The organism is Streptomyces sp. NBC_00328 (assembly GCF_036139655.1).
Lineage (GTDB): Bacteria > Actinomycetota > Actinomycetes > Streptomycetales > Streptomycetaceae > Streptomyces.
The window spans coordinates 9,209,275-9,232,373 of record NZ_CP108013.1 but is presented as its reverse complement, the minus strand read 5'-3'; the positions used below and the strand labels follow the sequence as shown (position 1 = coordinate 9,232,373).

The window sequence follows — 23,099 nt, the reverse complement described above, 5'->3', positions numbered from 1 at the left end:
CCACTGGCTCCCGGCGGACACGGCGCTCCTTCGGTCGGGCTCGGGACCTCACCGTGGCCGCGGGCACCGACAGCCCGGGGAGTCCCGCCGAAGTGAGGCTCTTGCTAGGGCGAGTGACGCCACAACAGACTTGCGGGGCCCCTTACTTCCCATCTGCCACGTGGAGTCGTGTCCATGCCCCGCCTGATTCCGGATACCCGGCCGCAGCGTGTCCTCGCGGCTTCGGAGTTCGTCCACACCATCGGTACCGGCCTCTATCTGACCGCCGGAGTGCTGTACTTCACCGAGGCGGTCCACCTTCCGGCGGGCCAGGTGGGACTCGGTCTCGGCTCGGCCGGGCTCGTCGCGCTGGCTCTGGGGGTCACGGTCGGTCATCTGGCGGACCGGTACGGAGCACGCGGCGTCTACCGGGCCACGCTCGTGGTGCAGGCGCTGGCCACGGCCGGTTTCGTGCTGGCGGACAGCTTCTGGCCGTTCGTGTTCGCGGTCTGCGCGGCCGCCGGGGCGAAGACGGCCGGAGTCGCCGCCCACAGCCCGCTCATCCGGCATTACGGAGGGGACCGGCCGCAGGAGTTCCGGGCCTATCTCCGTGCGGTGACCAACGTCGGCATCTCCCTCGGCGCGGTGCTGGCGGGCTGGGTGGTCCAGGTCGGCACCCTCACCGCGTACCAGCTGATGGTCCTGGGCAACGCGTTCGCCTTCGTGGTCTGCGCGGTGCTCCTGGCCCTGCTCCCGCCGGTCGCGCCGGTCCCCACCGACGGCGGCCCCCGCTGGATCGCCCTCCGTGACCACCCCTACCTGCTGCTCACCGCCCTCGACGGCGTCATGGCCGTCCAGTTCAAGGTCCTCACCGTGGGCATCCCGCTCTGGCTCGTCGGTGCCACCGCCGCCCCGCACTGGCTCATCTCGGGCACGATCCTCACCAGCACCGTCATCGTCATCGCGTTCCAGGTGCGAGCGAGCCGCAGCATAGTCTCCGCCTCGGCCGGCGGAAGCGCCTACCGCCGGGCGGGCCTGGCCTTCCTCGTCTCCTGCTCGCTGATCTCGCTGTCCGCCGGAACACCGGCGTGGGCCGCCGCGACGCTGCTCCTGGTCGCGGCGGTGATCCACACCGTCGGCGAACTGTGGTACTCCGCCGCCGGTTTCGAGGTGTCCTTCGCCTTCGCCCCGCGGCACGCCACCGGCCAGTACCTGGGTGTGTTCGGTCTGGGCGCGGGGCTGGCCGAGGCCTTCGGGCCGGGTCTGCTGATCGCGCTCTGCATCACCTGGGGCCGCCCCGGGTGGTACGTCGTGGGAGCCATGTTCGCGCTGACCGGCCTGGCGGCACCGCTCGCCGTCCGCCGGGCGCAACGCCGGCAGGACGCTGTGCGGACCCCGCCCGAGCCTGCCGGGACCGAGAACGTGTCAGCCGCCTGACCGAAGGACGGGAAGACTGAAAAGACCGGGAAGACCGGGAAGACCGGGAAGGGCGGCCGGGTCCGGGGTCCGGGCATCCACGACGACCGGACCCCGGGCGCCGGCCGTCCCGCTCAGCGGGCGACCAGGCGCACGGCGGCGTGCGCCGGGCCGTTCACCGCGATCGAACGCAGCGGTTCCACGTCTCCGGCCGGTTCGACGACGGCGACCGACTCCACGAGCGTCTCCAGGAGCATCCGCATCTGGTGGCGGGCCATGGTGCTCCCGATGCAGACGTGTTCACCCGTGCCCAGGGCCAGATGGCGGTTGGGCTGCCGACCGAGGTCGAACCGTTCGGGTTCGGTGAACACCGACTCGTCCCGGTTGGCCGAGGGGATCCACAGCACCACCCGGTCCCCGGCGGCGATGCGCCTGCCCTCGACGAGGGTGTCCGTCGTGGCCGTCCTCATGCTGTGCGTGGCGCTGCTCGTCCACCGCAGCACCTCCTCCGCCGCGGCCCTGAGGAGTTCCTCGTCCCGCCCCCGTACCAGCCGCTGCCACTGCTGCGGATGCTCGGCGAGGGCGAGGATCCCCGAGGCCATCGACAGCCCCGCGTTCTCCGACGCCCCGACGAGGTTCTCGCAGCTCAGCAGGATCTCGGTCTCGGTCAGCAGCTCGCCCTGGACCTCGTTGTTCACGAACATGCCCATCGCGTCGTCGGCGGGCTCCTCCATCCGCGCGTACATCATGTCGATGAAGTAGCGCATCAGCGCGAGATGGCTGGTGAGGGGTTTGCCGGACTCGAACGCCTCCGTCGTCCAGGTCAGCAGTTGCCCGCGGTCCTCCGGCGGCACCCCGAGCAGCCTGCTGATGTTGTAGCTGGAGAGGCGGGCCCCGATGTCGTGGACCACGTCGCAGGTGCCCGCCTCTACGGCCCGGGTCACCACCGAGCGGATCTCGGCGCGCATCTCGTCCGCCAGGGACCGGGCGCAGCGTTCGCTGAACCGGTCGGCCACCTGCCCGCGCAGGGCGCGGTGCCTGGGCGGGTCGGTGAGGGCCATGGTCCGGCCGCTGCCGGGGTCCTCCCCCAGGTCCGCCGGCCGCAGCAGGACGCCCCGGGCCGAACTGAAGACGGCCGGGTTCTGGTACACCTGCCGGATGTCGTCGTAGCGGGTGAGCGACCAGAAACCCGGCAGGTCGCCCGGTTCGTGCCAGTGGACCGGGGCGTGCTGTCTCATCCAGCGCCACAGACCGAACACCTCGCCGGAGGCGTGCAGGTCAGGGTCGACTACATCGGCAGGGGAATAAGTGATCACGGTCATTTCGCGGCTCCCGCGGCGATCAGGGCAAGACGGTCGTGGTAGCCCTTGAGCAGATTCAGTGCGGTGGTCCCGGTGACGGCCGCACGCCGGAACGAGAGCACCACGTCGAGCGCGCCGTTCTCGTCCGGCCACACCTCGAGGTGCAGTTCCACGGGAAGGGCGGCGTACGGCTGGCGCAGATGCGCGGCGGTCACACCGGGCAGGTCGAGCCGGGGCGGAGGGTTGTCCTGGAGGGCGAAGAGGCACTGGAACACCGGCGGGCGCCCGGACGTCGTCCCGGCGCCCTGCGCGAGGGCCGTGAAGGGGACGTCGCTGCGGGTGAAGGCGCGGTGGACCACCGCACCGGTCTCCCGGACGCCGTTCTCGCCGCCGTTCACCGCGTCGCCGCGCAGCCGCACCGGCATCATGTTGATCAGGCAGCCAACGGTCTGCTCCAGCTCCGGAACGGTGCGCTCGGCGACGGGCACGCCCACGGCGAAGTCCCGCTGGCCGCAGACCTCGGCCAGGATGTCCGCCCAGGCCGACAGGAGCACCACGAACCTGCTCGCACCGAGCGCCGTGCCCGTCGCGTCGAGGCTCGCCGTGAGGTCCGCGGGTACGGACACATCGAGGTGTCCCACCCCGGTCTCCCCGGGGCCGGGCCGTTCGGGCCAGCGGATCGGGGGTACGTCCCGGAGCTCCTCCCGTGCCCGCTGGGCGCGCCCCGCCCGGTCCGTGAGGGCCGTGGTCACCGTCGTCAGCCGGGCCCGCTCGGCCAGGGTGGGCGGGGCGGGCCGGGGCTCACGCCCGGCGTAGGCGTCGGACAGGTCGCGCGCCAGGACGGACTCCGACCGGCCGTCGAAACCGATGTGGTGGACCAGCAGCCCGAACAGCCGGCCCCGGGTCTCGGTCACCGGCACCAGCGCGGCGCGCCACAGGTCTGCGTCCTGGGGTTCGAGGGGCTCGTCGAAGAGCCGCCGCAGCGCGGTGACCGCCTCGTCGGTGGTCGGCCGGGCGTCCAGGACTTCCAGGGGCGGGGCACAGATGTCGGTGACCTCGGCGTGGGGGCGGGGATCGGCCCGGAAGGCGGTGCGCAGCACCTGGTGCCGTTCGTGGACGGCTGCGACGGCGTCCTCCAGCCGGTCCTGGTCGAGCGGACCGTCCAGATGCCAGACCATCAGGCAGTATCCGGAACGGTCCTGGGGTGCCGTCAGGTGCCGGGTCAGGAAGACCAGCTCCATGGCGGTCAGCGGGATACCGCCGTCGGGCGGCGGTACGGCGTCCGTGCCCTGCGCCGGAACACCCGTGCCCCGCGCCGAGCGGAGCCAGGATCCGAGGCGTTCGGCCGACGCGTGCTCGTAGAGGCTCGACAGCGGTACGGGCTGCCCCGTCCGCCTGCGGATACGGGTGCAGGCGCGGGCGGCCTGGAGCGAGGAGCCGTCCAGGTCGAAGAAGGGGGTGCGGGCCGGTACGGCCGCTCTGCCCAGCACCTCGGCGAACGCCTCCGCCACCAGGCGGACCAGCGGGTCGCCGACCGGACCGTGGTGGTCCTCGGCCGGGCCGTGGTGGTCCTCGGCCGGTGTGCCGGGCACGCTCGCCAGTAGGGCCCGGTCGTCCAGCTTGCCCCTGTCGGTCAGCGGGAACGAGTCCACGAAGGCGATGTGGGCGGGGCGCTGGTAGGCGGGCAGGTGGCGGGCGAGGATCGCCGGTACGTCCGGCGGCGCGCCCTCGACCGGGCCCGGTACGCAGAAGGCCACCAGTTCGAAGGCGCCCGCGGGTTCGTTCCAGCGGGGGACCACCCGGCAGTCGGCGACGTACGGGACCAGGCGCTCGATCTGCCGCTCCACCTCGGCGGGTTCGACACGGTTGCCGCGGATCTTCACCTGCCGGTCGATCCGCCCGCGGAACTCCACGGTCCCGTTCTCGTCCCGGGTACCCAGGTCCCCGGTGCGATACAGCCGGACCTGGTCGCCGTCGATGTCGACGCTGATGAACTTCTCGGCGGTGAGGGCGGGTTCGTCGAGGTAGCCGTGGGCCAGCCCGTCGCCCGCGACACAGATCTCTCCCGGTTCCCCGGCCGCGAGGGGACTGCCGTCCCGGAGGATGAAGACGGAGGTGCCGGGCACCGGACGCCCCAGCGGGATGCCGTCGGGCCGGGCACAGTCCGCGGCGGTGATCCGGTGCGTGGTGGTGAACACCGTGCTCTCGACCGGGCCGTAGCCGTTGATGAGGGCCGTACCGGGGAACCGGTCGAGGAAGCGGCCGACGTGCCGCACGGACAGGCGCTCACCGCCGATGATCACCTGGGACAGGCCGCTCAGCGCGGTCAGGTCCTCGTCGACCATCAGGTTGAACAGGCTGCTGGTCAGCCACACCGTGTTCACACCGTGGTCGGTGACCATCGCGCGCAGGGCCTCGGCCGTCAGGAACGGCTCGTCGATCAGGACGCCGGTGCCGCCGTTGTACAGCGCGGCCCACAGTTCGAGGGAGAAGGCGTCCCACGGCAGTGCCGCCGCGAGGGGGACGACCGTGTCCTGGTCGAAACGCGCGAAGGTGTCCGGCCGGAAGAGCCGTGCCGTCGCCCGGTGCGGGGTGATCACCCCTTTGGGCCGCCCCGTGGTGCCCGAGGTGAAGAACACACAGCACGCGTCCCGGCCCCGTACGGCCACCACGGGGCGGCGGGCGGGACGTTCCCCTTCACCGTCGCCGCCCGTACCGTCGTCGGCCGGTGTCCACAGCGGTGCGGACAGTCCCTCCGCCGCGCCGGGCCCGCCGACGACAAGAGGGGGCCGGAGCTGTTCCACCACCGCGTCGAGACGGGTGGGCGGCCAGTCCGGATCGAGCAGCGCGTACGCGGCGCCGAGTTTGAGCACGGCCAGCAGGGTGGCCACCAGGTCGACGGACCGGTGCATCAGGATCGGCACGACATGCCCCCGGCCGACACCGGCGGCGGCGAGCCGGTCGGCCAACTCCTCCGCGCGGGCGTCTAATTCCCCGTACGACACCCGGGCGTTCCGGGCGATGAGGGCTGTGCGCCGTGGCCGGGCGCATGCCTGTGCGGCGAAGACGTCATGCAGGCCTTCCCCCGGCAATTCCCCGGCAACTCCCGCAGTCCACAGGGCATTCGACTGCAACACATCAACTCCCTTCGCAACCCCGCGCAATGAGGGGTTTGAGAGCACATCATCAGGACCGTACGACGTTGTCACGTCCGTTCATTACCTGCCAACCCCCCTTTCACAGAACATGGTTGAAACAGACATCACACGAATACGGCTGGACCGATCCCTCGTTCACCGGCGGTGAGCTGTGCCATGATCGCAGCGCGGTCCGAGGAACCCGGTCCCGCCTACCGCCGAAGGCCGCCCATTTCACACGAGAACAACGCGACAGCAGCACAACATCAGACCGAATATCCGATTTCTTACGGCATGATGGGGGACGTTGTGACGAGTCGGGATCGCTCCTTGGACATCGCGGTCACTGGCATGGCAGCACGATTACCGGGCCCTCGCGGAATCGACGACTGGTGGGATTCCCAGCTTCACGGGAGCGTGCACAGCAGGAGATACACCGGGGAGGAGTCGGTCGCGTCCGGAGTGCCCGCCGCACTGGCCGCCGACCCGGACTACGTGCCCGTACGCGGCCATCTCGACGACTGGGACCGCTTCGACCACGAATTCTTCCAGATCCGCAAACGCGAGGCGGAACTGATGGACCCCCAGCATCGCTGGATGCTGGAGGTGGCCTGGAACGCCCTCGAGGACGCGGGGTCCCCGCCCCGCGAGGGCACGCCGGTGACCGGCGTCTACGCGTCCATGACGGGCAGCGGCTATCTGCGCGCGATGATCCGCGGCGGGAACGTCGATCCGGGTCTGCTGGACGACCTGATCCACGGCACCGAGCCGGACTTCATGGCGAGCCGCGTGGCCTACAAACTCGGCCTGACCGGGCCGGCCTTCGCCGTGCAGACGGCCTGTTCCTCCTCACTGGTCGCCGTGCACCTGGCGGTGCAGGCACTGCTGGGAGGCGACTGCGACCAGGCCCTCGTGGTGGGGGCCGGGTTCGGCTATCCCCAGGCGGGTTATCTGCACCAGCCGGGCGGCGTGCTGTCCGCCACGGGTGCGTGCCGGCCGTTCGACCGGCACGCGGACGGGGTGATCGCCGGTTCCGGCGCGGGCGCCGTGGTGTTGCGCCGTCTGTCGGACGTCACCGAGGACGACCCCGTTCCGTACGGCGTCATCCTGGGCACCGCGATCAACAACGACGGGAACGCCAAGGCCGGTTACTACGCGCCGTCCTCCGCGGGGCAGGAGCGGGTCATCGGCGCGGCGCTGAGCGCGGCCGAGGTCGACGGCGGGTCCATCGGCTATCTGGAGGCCCACGGCACCGGCACCCGGATCGGCGACCCGATCGAGTGGGCGGCGGCCGACGCCGCGCTGCGCAGGGCGGGAGCACGGCCGGGCAGTGTGGCGGTGGGCGCCCTGAAGGCCAGCGTCGGCCATCTGGACGCCGCCGCGGGAGTCGCCGCGCTGATCAGAGCCCTGCTCGTGGTGCGCAGCGGTGTGATCCCGCCCGTCGCGGGGTTCACCGAGCGCAATCCCCTGCTGGAGGGGACCGAGGACTGCCCCCTCTACCTACCCACCGAGGCCGTCCCCTGGCCCGGGGACCGTCCGCGGCGCGCCGGGGTGAGCGCGTTCGGGATCGGCGGGACCAACGCGCACGTGGTGATCGAGCAGGCGCCGCCGCGCGAGCCGGCCGCGTCCGTCGCGGTCGCCGCCCCCACCTCCGCATCCGCATCCGCATCCGCGTCCGTGGAGGTGCCGGTGCCGGTGCCGGTGCCGCGTGAGCGTCTGGTGCTGCTCTCGGCGGCGGATCCCGAGGCACTCGACCGGGTGGCCGACGGCCTGGCTGCCCATCTGAAAGCCCACGACCCGGATCTCGGCGAGGTCTGCGACACCCTGGCCGACGGCCGGCGGGCCCTGGGCGAGCGTCTCGCGGTCACGGGCCGCACGAGTGCCGAGGTCGCCGAGCGCCTGGCCGGCCGGTCGGGGGTGTACCGGGGCACCGCGCCGGTGACGGGTCCCGCCCCGGTGGTCTTCCTCTTCCCCGGCGGGGGCACCCAACGCCCGGCCATGGCCGGGCCCTTCACCGCTCTTCCCGCCTTCGGCCGGGCGCTCGACCGGTGCCTGGCGGCCTTCGCCTCCCCGCTGGCGGAGCGGATCCGGCAGGCGCTGTTCGACCCGGACTTCCCCATCGACGAGCTGAACCGGCCCGGACTGGCACAGCCGGCCCTCTTCGCCGTCGGCCACGCGGCGGCGACCGCGCTCGTGGAACTGGGAGTCCGGCCGGCCGCGGTGTGCGGACACAGTTCCGGCGAGATCGCCGCGGCCGCCGTCGCCGGGGTCTTCAGCCTGGAGGACGCGGCCGCGTTCATCACCGCGCGCGGCCAGGCCATGCAGGACTGCCCTGAGGGCGCGATGCTGGCCATCGGGGCGGATGTGAAGCGGGCCCTCGCACTCGCCGAGGAGTGGGGTCTCGGCCTCGACGTGGCCGCGGTCAACGGCCCCGACTCCTGTGTGCTGGGCGGGCCGGTCGAGGAGGTGGACGAATACCTCCGGCGTATCGGCGGCACCTTCTTCGTACGGCGCCTGCGCTACACCCATGCGGGCCACTCCCGTCTGATCGAGCCCGCGCTGCCCACGCTCACCCGGGTGATGGCGGGGATCGAGCTCCGTCCGTCCGCCCTCCCGATCGCGCTCAACGTGTCCGGCCGGGTCGTCGCGGCCGGTACCGTCCTCCCGCGCGACATGTTCGTCACCCAGGTCCGGCAGTCCGTGCTGTTCGGCACCGCCCTCGACTCACTGGCCACGCACCTTCCGGGTGCCCTGGCCGTGGAGATCGGTCCGGGGCGCCCCCTCTCCCCGATGGCGGAGGCGGCCGGCCTCCCCGCGGTCGCCCTGGACCAGGCCAGGGACCTGCCGGGGTCGGCCGTGCTCGGTGGCGTCGGCGCCCTGTGGACCAGGGGGCAGCCGGTCGGACCGGCCGGCGGCGGCCGCCGGACCAGGCTGCCCGGCTACCCCTTCGCGGGACCGCGCTCGGTGGCCCCGGAAGCACTCGCCTCACCCGGACCGGAGCCGAGCCGCTCCCCGGTCCCCGCGCCCCTGCCGGAACAGCGGAGCGAGCAGCCGGAACCCGAGAGCCCGGCGACCCCGGTCGACCCGGCGGAGGGAGTGACACGGATCTGGGCGGAACTGCTCGGCCGTGACGAATTCCCGGCGGATACCGACTTCTTCGAGCAGGGCGGCGACTCCCTGCTGATCATCCGGCTCATCCGCAGGGTGAACGACGAGTTCGGCATCCGTGTCCCCGTGCGCGAGATGCTGGCCCGGCGGACGCTGAACGGTCATATCGCGCTGGCCCGCCGTGTCCTGGAGGAGGCGGACGGGCAGGGCGCGTAGAGCGGCGCGGGGCGCCCGGGCGGGTACGGAGAGGGGCCGGAGGACGCGGCCCCCCGACCGCCCCGGGCGCGCCCCGCTCGACGGGGCCCCGCGGCTTCCGCACCCGGGGCGGCGGGGCGACGTCGCCGCACTTCGACAGTCGGCCCAATTCACGCATCGACGACCCACGACTTCGAAGGAGTCGAAACACCCACACCCTCCGGCCGTCGAACACGAGTCAATTCATGCATCGGCGTGCATAACTCGCCCGCGCAACACGGATCACACAATTCCGCTTTCGACTGGACCGCATGCGACGAACCGCACAACCCGATTCCAACCGGGACAACCAATGCCCCGCCCACACCGGTCCATTGCACAGACCAAGCCGCCCTCCTATGATCGCATCACGATGTCGCGGTCATCCGTGACAGAAAAGACCGCGCTCGCGCTTCTCATCTCGAATCCGAACCGAACCATAAGCGAACCCACGCCGTCGGCTGTCATCGAGTTCGTCGGCGAAGTGCTGGTGAGGCCTGTTGGAGCGCATACATCGCACGCAAGCCCCCAGTAATCCCGCTGATATTTTTGGGGAGTTTTCTCATGTCGGCCTTACCACCCGTGAAATCCTCTCCGTCCGGGCCGAAGGACAACGACGAAACGACACAGGAGTGGACGGCCCCGGAACCCGGCGGACCTCTGCCCCGAAACGCGTTCGTCCCCGCACACGAAATGGTGGCCCGCCTGGCCGCCGACCGCCCCGCGGCGGTCGCCGTACGCTGCGAAGACACCGCCGTCACCTACGGCGAGCTGATCTCCTGGTCCCGGCAGCTGTCCCACCGGCTCGCTGCGGCCGGAGTGGCCGCCGGTGACCGGGTCGCCGTGCTCGCCGAGCCCTCCGCCGCGATGATCGCCGCCGTGCTCGGCACCCTCGGCGCGGGCGCCGCCTACGTCCCCGTCGATCTGGCCCAGCCGGACGGCCGGGTCGCCACGATCCTCCAGGACGCGCAGGTGAAGGCCGTCGTCACGACGGCGCACACCCTGGACCGGGCGGCCGGTGCCCAGGTGCCCGTCGTCACGGTCCCGGGCACCCCCGGCGAGGACCCGGACACCACGGCCCCCGACTCCTTCGCGACGACGGTCGGCCCGGCCGATCCGGCCTACCTCATCTACACCTCGGGCAGCACGGGGGAGCCCAAGGGCGTCGTCGTCGAGCACCGCAGTCTCACCGCCTCGACCCGGGCCCGTCTCGCGGTCTACCCAGGAAACGCGACCTTCCTCCTGGTGTCACCGCTGGCCTTCGACTCGTCGGTCGCCGGGATATGGGGGACGCTCCTGTCGGGAGGCTGCCTGGTCGTGGCTTCCGCGGACGAACTGCGCGACACCGACCGGCTGGTCTCGCTCGTCAGCCGCCACCGCGTGAGCCGCACCCTGTGCGTGCCCACGCTGTACGGGCTGCTGCTCGACGCCGCCGAACGCGCCGGGACGGGTCCGCTGGCCTGTCTGCGGCAGGTGATCGTGGCGGGCGAGTCCCTGCCCCGGTCACTGGTCGAACGGCACTTCGCCGTCCACTCCTCCGCGGTGGAGCTAGTCAACGAGTACGGACCGACCGAGGCGACCGTCTGGACCACCTACCACCGCTTCACCGGTGTCGAACCGGTCAGCATCGGCGGCCCGGTCCCCGGTGCCCGGCTCTACATCCTCGACGGCGAGCTCCGGCCCGTACCACCGGGCACGGAGGGCGAGTTGTTCATCGGCGGGACCGGAGTGGCACGGGGCTACTTCGGCCGTCCCGAGGCCACCGCGGCGGTCTTCCTCGACGACCCCTTCGTCACCGAGCCCGGCGCGCGGATGTACCGGACCGGCGACATCGTCCGCCAGAACGCGGGCCACGGCCTGGACTTCGTCGGCCGCAGGGACGACCAGGTCAAGGTCCGCGGCCACCGTGTGGAGCTCGGTGCGGTCGAGTCGGCACTGCGCGCGCTGGACGGCGTCCGGGACACGGTCGTGCTGCCCGACAGGCAGCGATCGGGCCTGATCGGCTTCGTCGCGTCCCCAAAGGGCGCGGACCCGGTCGTACTGCGCCGCGCCCTCACCGAGAAGCTGCCCCCCGCGATGGTGCCCGGCGAGTTGCGGGTCCTGCCGGAACTGCCGCGCAACCTCAACGGCAAGCTCGACCGCGCGCTGCTGCGGACACTCGCCGCAGAGCCGCCGGCCGCCGCCCGCCCGGCGGCCGCTCCGCTCACCGACGATCCGCTCGCCGCCCAGGTGACCGCCGCCTGGTCGGAGGTGCTCGGTGTGGCCACGGTGCCGCCGGACGTCAACTTCTTCGATCTCGGCGGCCATTCACTGGCCATGTTCAATCTCCAGGACGCGCTGGAGCGACGCTGCGGGATGCGGCCGTCGATCGTCTCCCTGTTCCAGGAAACCACCGTGGCAGCACAGATCGCGCTCATCCGCACCAGTCGCGACCAGGGGGAGGACACTGCGCCGTCCTCCTCCGCCGACGCCGCCCGCAGTGCCCGTACGGCCAGACTTCGCCAGCAGCGCGCCCGGAAGGAGGCCCGCCAGTGACCGCAGACGCGTCAAGTGCCCCAGAGACCTCGGAGGACTCGGAGAACGTCGAGAACTCGGAGAACTCAGGGATCCCAGCGACCTCGGACGCCTCGCGCTGGCTCGTGTGCGAGATCCCTCGGCCCGAAGCGCGCAGACGTCTGGTGTGCTTCGCGCACGCCGGGGCGTCGGCGTCCTTCTACCGTTCCTGGGGCCGGTCGCTGACCGAGATCGAGGTGCACGCCGTCCAGTACCCGGGGCGTGCCAACCGGTTCGACGAGGAACCACCGGACGATCTCCTCCGTCTCGCCGCCGGTATCGCCGACGCGCTCGAACCGCTGGGGGATCTCCCGCTCTCCCTCTTCGGGCACAGCCTGGGCGCCCCGGTGGCCCTGGAGACGGCACGCGAGCTTCAGCGCCGGGGCATCAAGATCGAGCACCTGTTCGCTTCCGGCTCCTGCGACGCCCCGCTGCCCGCTCCCTTCGTCGGCGACGAGGACCCCGACGAAATCCTCAAGGACCTGGTCAGGATGGGCGGCACCGAGGCGGAGGTGGTCGCCGACCCGATCTTCCAGGAGGTGGTCCTGCCGTATCTGATCGCCGACAACCGCATGTTCCACACCTACGAGATGGCGCCCGAGCCGCTGCTCGGGTGTCCGGTCACCATCATCGTCGGCGACCTGGACGAGGACGCGGACCGCCGACCGTGGAGCGCGTTGACCACGGCGCCCGTCCATGAGGCCGGCGTCTCCGGGAACCACTTCTACCTCGTGGCCGACCCGCCGTACTCGATCCTGCGGGAGGCCCTCTCCGCCCCGCGGCCCGGCTCCTGAGGAACTCCGGGTGCGGGGCCACGGGGTGAGCGCCACCACCGCGGGCCCGCACCCGGCCTTGCCGGCCTTCCCGCTGCCGTGCGGACCACCACCCACCGAACGCCCGTTCACTGTTTCGCGTACCGGACCCCGCGTCCGCGGCATGATCCGCCGGATAGGCCTTGACCGGGCGTTCCGGTCGGGGTGTTGGCCCTGCCGGGTCAGTTCCGCTGCCAGGTTCCGGGTCGACTCGCATCCAGCTCGCTCGCCATCGTTTTCCGACACCCAGGGTCGCTGCTACGGCTGTTGGAGAAGGTCACCATGAGACGCACTGGTAGTCCTTGAGGAGGGCGCCGTGAATAGGTGTGCCGGCCTGTCCTTGCACGATGGGGTGGTAGACGCGAGCGGCGCCGTCGACGATGTCCAGTGGCGGGCGCCATCCAGTGGAGGCGTGCCGGTCCCGGGCGGGGAGGGGTTTTTCGTCGGTGACCCAGCCGGTGTCGACGCTGCAGGTGTGGATGCCGCGGGTGGCCAGGTCGGCGGCGCTGGTGCGGGTGAGCATGTTCAGCGCGGCTTTGGCCATGTTGGTGTGTGGGTGGTCGCTGGTCTTGTTGCGGACGGTGAACTGGCCTTCGACGGCGGAGACGTTGATCAGGTAGCGGTGCGGGTGGGGGGAAGCGTCCAGCAGGGGGAGCAAGCGGTCGGCGAGCAGGAATGGTGCGATGGCGTTGACCAGCTGGACCTCCAGCAGTTCCACGGGATCGACCTGTCCCAGCCGTAGCGTCCAGGAGTTGGTGGTTGCCGTCTCGGGGAGCAGACCTGCCTCGTCGACTGTTTCCTGCGGCAGCGGGGCTGCCGCAGGTCCGGTGGCCGTGTGTGCGGCGTCGGCCAGGGCATGTGGTGCTTGGGGAGATGGGGTGAGTCCTGCCGTCCATGGCAGGGGTGTGGTGCGGGGGCCGGGCGCGGTGAAGCTTGGAGCGGTCCAGATCTGAGCGGCGGGAAGTGAGGTCTGGATGGTCTCGGCGGTGGCCAGCGCGGTGTAGGTGTGAGGGGAGCGGCGCAGGGTCTGGGCCGCGTTGTTGATCAGAATGTCCAGGGGCAGGCCCTGGGAGAGCAGATGGTCGGTGAAGGCGAGGACCTGCCGGGGATCGCGCAGGTCCAGGGCGGCGATGTGCAGCCGGTGCCACCAGTCGGCGGCTCCGGGCGCTGCGGCGAAGCGGCGCACCGCGTCGCGGGGGAAGCGGGTGGTGACGGTGAGTTCGGCCCCGTCGCGCAGGAGCATCAGAGCGGCCTGGAAGCCGATCTTGACACGTCCGCCGGTCAGTAGTGCGCGCCGGCCGGTCAGGTCGGTGCCGGCCGTGCGGCGGGCGAGATTCTCGTCGGCGCACCGCGGACACAACTGGTGGTAGAAGTGGTGAACTTGATGGTAGTGGTTCTTGCATACATAGCAGCGTTGCGGGCGATTCAGCAGCCTGCGCGACTCGCCTTTGCCCGGGGCGCTGTTCGGAGGCTGGCCCGTTGCACCGAGGTCGGGCTGAAGTTGGAGCGAGTCCCGGATGGTCAGGCCTCGTCCGGGCGGGGTGTCGGTGGGCAGCGCGGCGTCCATGATGCGGTCGGGGGCGCCGGTCGCGGTGGCGGCCAGCAGTTTCGCGTCGGCCGCGGCGCGATCTGCGCGTGCCTGGGCACGGCGTCGATGGCGTCCGTCGCGGACGAGGTCGCCGGCAGCCTGTTCCAGCAGCCAGCGCTGAGCGTCGTCTACCGGTAGTTGCCGTGCCTGGTGCAGCAGGTCCAGGCAGGTCTGTATGAGTTTGCTGTCCATGAAATGTCCTACGTGTGTCATGTCGTTCGCAGATTTCCCCGCCTGATGACGCTCATCGGACGTGGAAGACCGGGCCGTGCGGGGTGAAGGACAGTTGGGCGTCGGCAGGGACGAGGAAGGCGTGCTCGTGGCGGACACGCAGTACGTCACAGCGTCCGTCGGTGATGATCAGGATCGGGCCGTCGGCGCGGAAGTCGGGTGCCTGTTCCAGCAGCCGTACGGCCGGCTGAAGGACGGTGCCGCCGCGGCCTCGCACCCGGACCCCCTCCGTCACGGTTCCCACGGGCAGGCAGCCGGCGTCGTAGGCGGCGGCGTCGTCGCAGAAGAACGACACGGGCGGCGGGAACGTCACGGGCGATGGCGTAGGAAGCGATCGAGCCCAGTGCCTTGCCCAGGAGGACGGCGTCCATGGACCCGGAGGCGTCCAGGACGACACCGAAAGTGCAGCGCCGTTCGATGTTTTCAGGACGTATCCGGCCCGGGCGGGGAACATCCGGGCAGGAGGCCTGGCGGCGTGAGGCACGGGCGTGCAGCAACGCCTCGGGCAGCGCCGCGGGAGCAACCGAAACAACTGCCTGCACCAGGAATCCTTACCGAACATGCGAGCGCGTCCATGCGCAGTGACCGCCCATGATGCAGGACCACTACGCCATCCGTCACTCACATTTCATCCGATGTGACCCCAGGCGGACTCCTTGGGGCGTTCCCCGGCCGGGCCTGTCGGAGTGCCGTCCGCCTGGCCGTGCCCGCCCTCGTGTGGATGCGCCCTGCAACCCTGCACGGCGGCTCCGCCCAGGCGGGCGTCAGCGGCCCACCGGGTCTCACTGCGGTCGTCGCGGAAGTGACGCTCCACGGGTGTCCAGTCGCCTGGATGTCTGACACCACGCCAGGTCAGGGCATGTGCAGCTTCGGTGGGGTGTGCGGCTGACCGACCGGGACCCAGATGCCGTTGCGCGGCTGAGCGCCACCAGGTAGGCCAGGCCGGCTTCACGTGGCGCGAGATACCAGGTGTCGCTGACGGAGTAGGCGCAGTCGGCTCGCTCCACCCGACGGAGCGGGGAGACGCAAGGACTCCCGGGCGCAACGGACGTGAGCAGAAACCGCCCGCCCTCCTTCTCTTCATCTCAAGTGATTATGAAACGGACGCCCGCCGACTACGCCGAAACCCTGGTCCTCACCCTGGAGGGACAACGCTGAAGACGCTCATTATTTCGAGTTAACCATCACTGCCTTCGACCGCGTTATCCGTGGTGACCGCAGGTCTCATCCTATGGTTCCGGCATATTGACCTCGACCCCTACGAGGCGGTTGGTACAGGAGACTTGCATGAGTTCAGTTGAAGCCGTCCGTGCCGTACGGTCGGCCGCACAAAATCGACAGTCCCTTGAGCGACATCCCTGCGGATCAAGCAACTCGGACCTGTTGCCGGCGCCGCCGTCGGATTTCGAGAAGTATTCCTATGTCGGCCGCCGCCTACGGGTGTTGACAGTTGCGTCGCTGGTGAGCATCAGCTGCCTCGCCTTGAGCCAGTTCCGACTCTTCTCCTCGGCGCCACTGCTACGGTTCTTCTATCCGCTTCTGGCATTCACCGTCCTCTACTACTTGATCTCGCTTTGGGTGAACCTGTTCAGCCGCGATTTCGACCTCTCACGCCACCAAAAGCTCGTGGGTGCCTGGCGCCCCGAGGTCTACCCGTCGGTCGATGTCTTCCTGCCGGTGTGCGGCGAGCCGGTCGAGATCCTGCACAACACCTGGACCCATGTCCGTGCGCTGGCAGCCCACTACCCGGGGGTCTGCGAGCCGTTCGTCCTGGATGACTCGGCCAGTCCTGAACTGCAGTCCATGGCTGATGAGTTCGGATTCCGCTATGCCACCCGCAGCAACCTGGGCTGGTTCAAGAAGGCCGGCAATCTGCACTTCGGGTTCGAGCGGACCCACGGCACGTACATCCTTATTCTCGACGCCGATTTCGCCCCGCGCGCGGATCTGCTCCACGAACTTCTTCCGTATCTGGCGGAAGACGAGCGTCTCGCCATCGTCCAGTCCCCTCAGTACTTCCGTGTGCTGGACGCCCAGAACTGGATCGAACGGGGTGCCGGCGCCGTCCAGGAGCTTTTCTACCGGGCTGTCCAAGTCTCCCGGCAGAGCAACGACGGGGCTATCTGCGTCGGAAGCTGCGCCGTCTATCGACGGGAGGCACTGCATGAAAACGGCGGCACTACGCTCATCGAGCACTCGGAGGATGTCCACACAGGCTTCGACCTGCGGAGTCTCGGGTGGGATCTGCGCTACGTCCCGATCGCACTGTCGGCAGGCGTGTGCCCCGATAACGCGGATTCCTTCTTCCGTCAGCAATACCGCTGGTGCGCCGGCTCGATGAGCATGCTGTGCAGCTCCAAGTTCTGGCGGGCAAAGATGCGGATCTCAAGCAGGCTTTGCTACCTGTCGGGCTTCCTCTACTACATCCACACGGCCCTGTTCACATTCGTCGCTCCCCTCATTCCGATTCTGCTCCTGCTGGCGTTCCCGGAGAAACCCACCGCGGAGACCCTGTGGCTGGTCTTGCCCAGCGTCTTGTACACGACCACTGTTTTCCCTCTGTGGCACAAGGTTCCCTACCGCCTCGAGGCCTGGGCCGCGCGGATGATGTACGGCTGGGCGCACACCTTCGCGATCTGGGACACCCTGCGTGGGCGGCATGTGGGCTGGCAGGCAACCGGTTCCTGCGCCGCGAAGCTCAGCGGCACCGAGCGGCATCGGATCGGCATGTGGTCGTGGGGCGGTGGGACCGCCCTGCTGTGGGTCGGATCAGCCGCATGGCGCACACTCACCCTCGACCCCGTCGACTTCGTCATGCTCCTCTCGTCCGGACTCTTCTACGCTGTGGTCGTCGCGAGAGCCCTGCTGCAGCCTCGTGCGATGGGAACCCCATGACACGCGCCCTTGCCGTCGTCGCGCTGATGTCTCTCACAGCCTTCGTGCCCGCAGCGTCCGCCTGCGCCCCAACCGCGGCAGGCCGCCATGGCGGTGCCGTGGCGGCTGCCGATGCCTCGCCCTACGACGTAGGCCCGCTGTTGCACCCGTCGAAGAAATACTTCGGAGTGTCCCGGCTCAAAGCCCCACATTCCATGGAGCCAGTGCTCGACTGGGCTCGGAAGGTCGGCAAACAGCCAAACCTGATCGTCTATTACGCGGGCTGGGGCGACAGGTTCGATGCCTCGGGCACGCGCGACGCCTGGAACTCGGGGGCGATGACAGTCGCCTCCTGGGAGCCGCACGGCACGACGCTCAGCCGCATTGCCGACGGTGCGTCCGACAGCTATCTCCGGGAATACGCGAAGGCGGTCCGGAGACTGAACATCCCGATCGCCATCAGCTTCGCGGACGAGATGAACGGCGACTGGGAGGAGTGGGGGACCACCGAGACCACGCCACAGGAGTACGTCAGGGCCTGGCGTCACGTCCACGATGTCTTCGAGGCTGCCGGGGCCACCAACGTGATCTGGACCTGGTCACCGAACATCGTTCAGCCAGGCACACACAAGGATTTGAGCCCCCTTTACCCCGGCGACGCGTACGTCGACTGGGTCGGTCTGATCGGCTACTTCACCGACTGGGACCCTCACTCCTTCGACGGCCTGTTCGGAACGACCCTGACGGAGATCGCACGCTTCAGCCGAAAGCCGCAGCTCCTCCTGGAGACCGCCGCCATGCCTGGCCGACACCGCGCTCAAGACACGCGTGCCCTGTTCCACGGAGTCACCGCCTCCCCCGGCCTCGTCGGGTTCGCCTGGTTCGACCACAAGGCGCGCGCAGACTGGCGGCTGGACGCGAGCCCGGAGGGCGCCGCAGAGTTCCGGCGTCTGAGCGCCGATGACCTCTACGGCTTCGACGTGCGGAGGGTCCGATGACACCCACGCAGCACGGTTCCCAAACCTTCTCCCCCACCCCCGCACAGGTCGACGACCACCACGCGCCGGCTCACCACCTGCCGAAGGCGCCCACGGTCGCATGGAGCTCGGCCGGACGCCGACGGCGCACCTGGATCAGCCGGACCGTCCTGCTGACGATCCTGGCTTTCCAAGCGGCACTCTCACTGAGACTGTCGAACACGGCGTTCCAGGACGAGGCTCTCTACCTCACAGCCGGTCGTGCCGAAGTGAGCCACCTGCTCCACGGGACAGCGGTGCAGACCAACTACGCCACGTACTTCTCCGGCTCGCCACGTCTGTACCCGGTACTCGCGGCCGTCGTGGACAGCCGATTCGGACTGTCCGGCGCGCGCATGCTCAGCCTGCTCTTCATGCTGGGCACCACTGCGCTGCTGTACTCGTTCACGCGGCGGCTCTTCAATGAGCGGGCGGGGCTGGCCGCCGCAGGTCTGTTCTCCGTGCTGCAGTCGACCATCGTCATGGGGCACCTCGCCACCTACGACGCACCCGCCGTGTTCCTCCTGGCATCGGCCACCTGGATCGTCGTGCGCACCGCTGGGATGTCCGCTCCGAGTGTGCTCCTCGCCGCGCCCGTCGCCGTCCTGGCTGTCGGTGTGAAGTACGCGGCCGGCCTCTACCTGCCCACCATCGTCGCACTGGCCCTGCTCACCGCACTGCCGCATCGGCGCCGCAGCGTGTTCCTTCGGGCTTTGCTGCTCGGCCTCGGTATGAGTGCTCTGCTTGTGCTCGGCATGTACAGCACCGATCTGTCGGCAGGAGTGAGCCAGACCACGACCAACCGTGAACATGGTTCCGACGGGGCCATGTTCCTGCTTGAGCAGTCGATCGCGTGGGGCGGACCACTGTTCCTCGCAGCAGTCGCGGGCGGGATCTCGTACGCCCGGCGCTATCGCCTGCACGAGTCACCGCTCGCTCCTGGGTCGAGCGGCCCGGGACGCGTACAGCGGTCGTTGCTCGGGGCGCTGATGTGCACCACAGCGCTGCTCGCGCCCGCGTATCAAATGCACCTGGGGACGGTCGTATCGCTGTTCAAGCATGTCGGCTTCGGTCTCCTCTTCGCCGCCCCGATGGCGGGCGTGGGCCTGACGCGACTGGTGGGCGCGCACTTTCGCCACACCCACCTCGGCATTGCCCTGTGGTCGGCAATGCTGTGCATCGGTATCTCGCAGGCAGACTGGCGCTTCGCAAGCTGGCCCGACTCCTCGACGATGATCCGAACGATCTCCTCTCACGTGAACCGCAAGGGCCACTACCTCAGCTCAACGCCCGAGGTACCCGTCTACTACCTGCGTGACAGGACGACCCACCGCCAGTGGCAGAGCGTCTTCGGTATGGAGTACACGGACGGGCACGGCGTCCGCCACACCGGCACCGATGCCTACTGGAAGGCGCTGCGAAACGGCGAATTCGACCTGGTCGTCCTCGACGGGTTCACCAACCCACGGGTGAACGGCGTCATCACGGACGCGCTGAAAGGGAATCCGCACTACCGTCTTCTCGCCGCCCTGCCTTTTCACAGCGCCAGTAACGACGTCCGGCCCCACCTGCTGCGAACCGTGCCTTTCGTCGAGCACAACGGCCACTACCGGATCTGGTTGAAGCGATGAGTCACTTGACCTGGCACTGAAGGGCCGGGTTCGGCGACAGCACTCCCGACCATGGCAGTGAACGCAACGGCACCGCCGACGGTGGACGGGTTCGGCGACGACGCCAAGGTCGTGGCCGACGCGGGCTTGATCACGGTGCCGACCGTGACAGCCACGGGATCACCGTCCGTCGGGGCCGCGGTGAGGACCGCATCGGTCGCTGTATCGATCACCGACACGGAATCGGAGCCGCTGCGCGGGGGACGGATGGACGAGAAGTCCGGCCAGAGCTACAGCGCGTCCCAACGGGCAGCCTGGCCTGATCAGCATCACCCCACACGCGATAACACCCCGCGACAGCAACACCCATGCACTTCGGGCAGGAGCTACCCCGCGGGCGGGGACGACGCATGGCCGAGGAGGACGACGTGGTCATGGCCGAGCTCGGCGGAACGGTGAAGCGCGAGACAGGAGAGGTGATGCGCATGTCGATGGCCGAGGTGTTCCGTATGCGCGACGGAAAGATCTGCGAACGCCGTGCATGGGTGATCGAGCTCAAGGAGAACGACTTCCGCTGAGGTCGTGGGCGGCGGCCTGCGGAGCCCTCCGCGTCCGTTCGCCGACCCGCGGCCTCCCCTCACCCGGCGGTCCGGTCCGCGAGCACCGTTTCGCGGAAGGCGGCCACCACGGGGCGCAGATCGATCCGGTGCCAGGCCGCCCACAGCTGAACGGACCCCTCGTACCAGGGAAGTTCACGTACCGCGACGCCGTCGGACATGCCTCGCACCATGCTCCTCTGAATGAGCGCGAGGCCCAGGCCGGACGCGACCAGACCCAGCGCGGTGAGGGGGTCGGCCGCGTCGAGACGGATGTCCGGCGTGAAACCGGAGGCGACGCACGACGCGACGAACGTGTCACGCCACGCAGGATCCTGGGCGTCGCCCACCGCGATCCACGGCTGCCCGTCGAGGACGCCGGGTGTCAACTCCTCCGCCAGGGCGAGGGGATGCCGCTCGGGCAGCACGAGCAGCAGCGGGTCCCGCAGCAACGGCGCCGCGTCCAGGTCCGGGTCGCCCTCGGGCGGCGGTGTGCGCACCAGCGCGATGTCAAGGCTCCGCTGGCGCAGCCCCTCGAACTGCTCGGCCGACTCCTGGTCGTACAGCGCGACGTGGATGCCGGGGCGCTGGTCACGCAGGGTGCGCAGGGCTGAGGGCAGGACGCCGGTGTGCATGGCATCGGCCACGTAGCCGATGCACAGGCCGCCCTCCTCCCCCCGGCCGAGCCGTCGGCCGAGGTTCTCCAGCCGGTCGGCGTGGCGCAGGAGGGCGTGCGCCTCGGTCAGAAAGACTCTGCCGTCGGAGGTCAGCCGGATGCGTTGCTGGCTGCGTTCGAAGAGCGTGAGGCCCAGGTTCTTCTCGAGCTGGGCGATCTGCCGGCTGAGGGGTGACTGGGAGATGTGCAGCCGCTCGGCGGCGCGGCCGACGTGTTCGGCCTCGGCGACGGCGACGAAGTAGCGGAGTTGTCGCAGGTCAAGCATGTAGGACCTCGGAGGTCTCAAGTTTGTCCGAGCAAGTCTTGGACAGTCTCATGTAGGGATCCTAGCCTCGAAGACGTAAGGCCGACGGATCGCACATCCGGTGATGTATCCGTCCGAATCACCATCGCGAGGACCCCTTCATGAGCATCAAGTCCCTCCTGCCCGGCGCGCTCGGCTTCGGCACCGCACCGCTCGGCAACATGTTCCGCGCCATCCCCGACGAGGAGGCCGCGGCCACCGTCGAGGCGGCCTGGGACCAGGGCATCCGCTACTTCGACACCGCGCCCTTCTACGGCGCGGGACTCTCCGAGATCCGGCTCGGCGACGTACTGGCACAGCACCCGCGCGAGGAGTTCGTCCTCAGCACGAAGGTCGGCCGTGTCGTCCTCGACGAGATCGAGGACCCTGCCGCCCGCGACCTCGGCGAGAAGGGTGGCCTGTTCGAACACGGCCGCCCGAACAAGATGGTCAACGACTACACCGCCGATGCCACCCTGCGCTCCATCGAGGACAGCCTCGAGCGGCTGCGCACGGACCGCCTCGACATCGTGTGGGTGCACGACGTCGCGCAGGACTTCTACGGAGACGAGTGGCTGGCCGCCTACGAGAGCGCCCGCACCGGCGCCTTCCGGGTCCTGCAGCGGCTGCGCGAGGAAGGGGTCATCAAGGCCTGGGGCCTCGGCGTCAACCGCGTGGAACCCCTGGAGCTCACCCTGGACCTGGACGAGCCGAAGCCCGACGCCTTCCTCCTCGCGGGCCGCTACACCCTTCTCGACCACGGCCGCGCCCTGCAGCGCCTGCTGCCGGCCGCCGCGGCCCAGGACGTGGACATCGTGGTCGGCGGCCCGTACAGCTCGGGCATCCTCGCCGGAGGTACGCACTTCGAGTACCAGAAGGCGCCCGCACACATCATCGACAAGGTGGAGCGGATCAAGGCACTCGCCGAGCGGCACGGAGTCGGCATCAAGTCCGCCGCGCTCCAGTTCTCCCTCGCCCATCCGGCGACGGCGGCCGCGATCCCCGGCGCCACCAAGCCCGGTCGCATCGCCGAGGACACCGCCGCTCTCGGCGAGAGGATCCCGGCCGAGTTCTGGACCGACCTGCGCGAGGAGCGACTGATAGCGCAGGACGCCCCCGTCCCCGCCGCCTGACCTTTCCCACCCCGCACACGTACACGTACACCTACAGGAGAAACCCGTGGCCACGACCACCGCGTCCATCGACATCACCGCATCGCCCGACCGCGTCTGGCAGCTCATCGGGGGCTTCGACTCGCTGCCCGACTGGCTCCCCTACATCCCCACCAGCGAACTCGGTGAAGGCGGACGCCTGCGCCGCCTGGAGAACGAGGAGGGCGAGGTGATCGTCGAACGGCTCGAAGCCTTCGACAACGAGGCCCGGACGTACAGCTACTCGATCCTCCGGGCCCCGTTCCCCGTCACCGGCTACCGCTCCACGCTCACGGTGCACGAGACGCCCCGCCGGGACACGGCCCGTGTGGAATGGTCCGGCGTCTTCACACCGGACGGCATCAGCGACCACGACGCCGTCGCCCTGTTCCACGGCATCTACACGCAGGGCCTGGCCGCGCTGAACCAGACCCTCACCGCACCCCCGGCCTCGGTCTAGGTCCGGAGAACCCGCAGATGCCCCTGTTCGGCCACGAGCTCGGCTGGGGCACACGGCACCAGGGCAGCAGTGCA

At 69.8% G+C, this 23,099-nt stretch carries 14 protein-coding genes and 2 pseudogenes; 10 read left to right on the top strand and 6 right to left on the bottom strand.

Translation table 11 applies throughout. From position 1 onward, the window contains the following. Positions 1-174 precede the first annotated feature (174 nt). Entirely contained in the window at positions 175-1,416 is a 1,242-nt protein-coding gene (locus tag OG485_RS40575) for an MFS transporter (RefSeq protein WP_328673837.1), read from the top strand. A gap of 113 nt (positions 1,417-1,529) precedes the next feature. Here OG485_RS40575 and OG485_RS40570 read toward each other — a convergent pair whose 3' ends face one another. Both OG485_RS40570 and OG485_RS40565 read right to left on the bottom strand, forming a co-directional pair. Further along, positions 1,530-2,717: a cytochrome P450 gene (locus OG485_RS40570; protein WP_328673835.1), complete on the bottom strand. Its 1,188-nt coding sequence runs from the start codon at positions 2,715-2,717 to the stop codon at positions 1,530-1,532. Beyond that, positions 2,714-5,833, bottom strand: a complete 3,120-nt coding sequence (locus OG485_RS40565) for an amino acid adenylation domain-containing protein (RefSeq protein ID WP_328673833.1) — start codon at positions 5,831-5,833, stop codon at positions 2,714-2,716. Before OG485_RS40565 ends, OG485_RS40570 begins: the two co-directional genes overlap by 4 nt. A 177-nt stretch (positions 5,834-6,010) precedes the next feature. Between OG485_RS40565 and OG485_RS40560 the strand changes: the two genes are divergently transcribed. The 3 genes from OG485_RS40560 to OG485_RS40550 all read left to right on the top strand — a co-directional run bounded on the left by OG485_RS40560 (position 6,011) and on the right by OG485_RS40550 (position 12,522). After that, the gene (locus tag OG485_RS40560) at positions 6,011-9,157 is read left to right on the top strand and encodes a type I polyketide synthase (protein ID WP_328673831.1); all 3,147 of its coding nucleotides are present in this window, start codon (positions 6,011-6,013) and stop codon (positions 9,155-9,157) included. Between the two features lie 582 nt (positions 9,158-9,739). Further along, positions 9,740-11,710 carry a non-ribosomal peptide synthetase gene (locus OG485_RS40555; protein ID WP_328673829.1) on the top strand — a complete coding sequence of 657 codons (1,971 nt, stop codon included), beginning with the start codon at positions 9,740-9,742 and terminating at the stop codon, positions 11,708-11,710. Next, complete coding sequence (locus tag OG485_RS40550) at positions 11,707-12,522, top strand: thioesterase II family protein (RefSeq protein WP_328673827.1); 816 nt, start codon at positions 11,707-11,709, stop codon at positions 12,520-12,522. Before OG485_RS40555 ends, OG485_RS40550 begins: the two co-directional genes overlap by 4 nt. Before the next feature lie 295 nt (positions 12,523-12,817). Here the strand turns inward: OG485_RS40550 and OG485_RS40545 are convergent, their stop codons facing one another. The 3 genes and pseudogenes from OG485_RS40545 to OG485_RS44150 form a co-directional block, all read right to left on the bottom strand. Further along, the gene (locus OG485_RS40545; protein WP_328673825.1) at positions 12,818-14,320 is read right to left on the bottom strand and encodes an SDR family NAD(P)-dependent oxidoreductase; all 1,503 of its coding nucleotides are present in this window, start codon (positions 14,318-14,320) and stop codon (positions 12,818-12,820) included. A 52-nt stretch (positions 14,321-14,372) separates the two neighbouring features. Further along, positions 14,373-14,850: pseudogene (locus OG485_RS40540) on the bottom strand (DUF2201 family putative metallopeptidase); the annotation flags it as partial. A gap of 257 nt (positions 14,851-15,107) precedes the next feature. After that, positions 15,108-15,357 (bottom strand): annotated as a pseudogene (locus OG485_RS44150) (IS701 family transposase); the annotation flags it as partial. Positions 15,358-15,646: 289 nt separating this feature from the next. Here OG485_RS44150 and OG485_RS40535 point away from each other — a divergent pair. The 4 genes from OG485_RS40535 (at position 15,647) to OG485_RS40520 (ending at position 20,437) form a co-directional block, all read left to right on the top strand. Then, positions 15,647-17,254, top strand: a complete 1,608-nt coding sequence (locus OG485_RS40535; RefSeq protein ID WP_328673823.1) for a glycosyltransferase family 2 protein — start codon at positions 15,647-15,649, stop codon at positions 17,252-17,254. Then, on the top strand, positions 17,251-18,231 hold the full coding sequence (locus tag OG485_RS40530; RefSeq protein ID WP_328673820.1) for a glycoside hydrolase family 26 protein: 981 nt from the start codon (positions 17,251-17,253) through the stop codon (positions 18,229-18,231). Before OG485_RS40535 ends, OG485_RS40530 begins: the two co-directional genes overlap by 4 nt. After that, positions 18,228-19,880, top strand: a complete 1,653-nt coding sequence (locus OG485_RS40525) for an ArnT family glycosyltransferase (protein WP_328673818.1) — start codon at positions 18,228-18,230, stop codon at positions 19,878-19,880. The genes OG485_RS40530 and OG485_RS40525 overlap by 4 nt, the downstream gene beginning before the upstream one ends. A 389-nt stretch (positions 19,881-20,269) precedes the next feature. Further along, on the top strand, positions 20,270-20,437 hold the full coding sequence (locus tag OG485_RS40520; protein ID WP_328673816.1) for a hypothetical protein: 168 nt from the start codon (positions 20,270-20,272) through the stop codon (positions 20,435-20,437). Positions 20,438-20,496: 59 nt separating this feature from the next. On the opposite strand, the gene OG485_RS40515 is transcribed toward OG485_RS40520, so the two are convergent. Then, complete coding sequence (locus OG485_RS40515; protein ID WP_328673814.1) at positions 20,497-21,396, bottom strand: LysR substrate-binding domain-containing protein; 900 nt, start codon at positions 21,394-21,396, stop codon at positions 20,497-20,499. 140 nt (positions 21,397-21,536) lie between these two features. Here OG485_RS40515 and OG485_RS40510 point away from each other — a divergent pair, with 140 nt between their 5' ends. Then, positions 21,537-22,547 (top strand): aldo/keto reductase, encoded by a 1,011-nt coding sequence (locus OG485_RS40510; RefSeq protein WP_328457500.1) that lies wholly within the window; start codon positions 21,537-21,539, stop codon positions 22,545-22,547. Positions 22,548-22,593: 46 nt separating this feature from the next. Continuing rightward, positions 22,594-23,025, top strand: coding sequence for an SRPBCC family protein (locus OG485_RS40505; protein ID WP_328673810.1), 432 nt, complete (start codon positions 22,594-22,596; stop codon positions 23,023-23,025). Positions 23,026-23,099 lie beyond the last annotated feature (74 nt).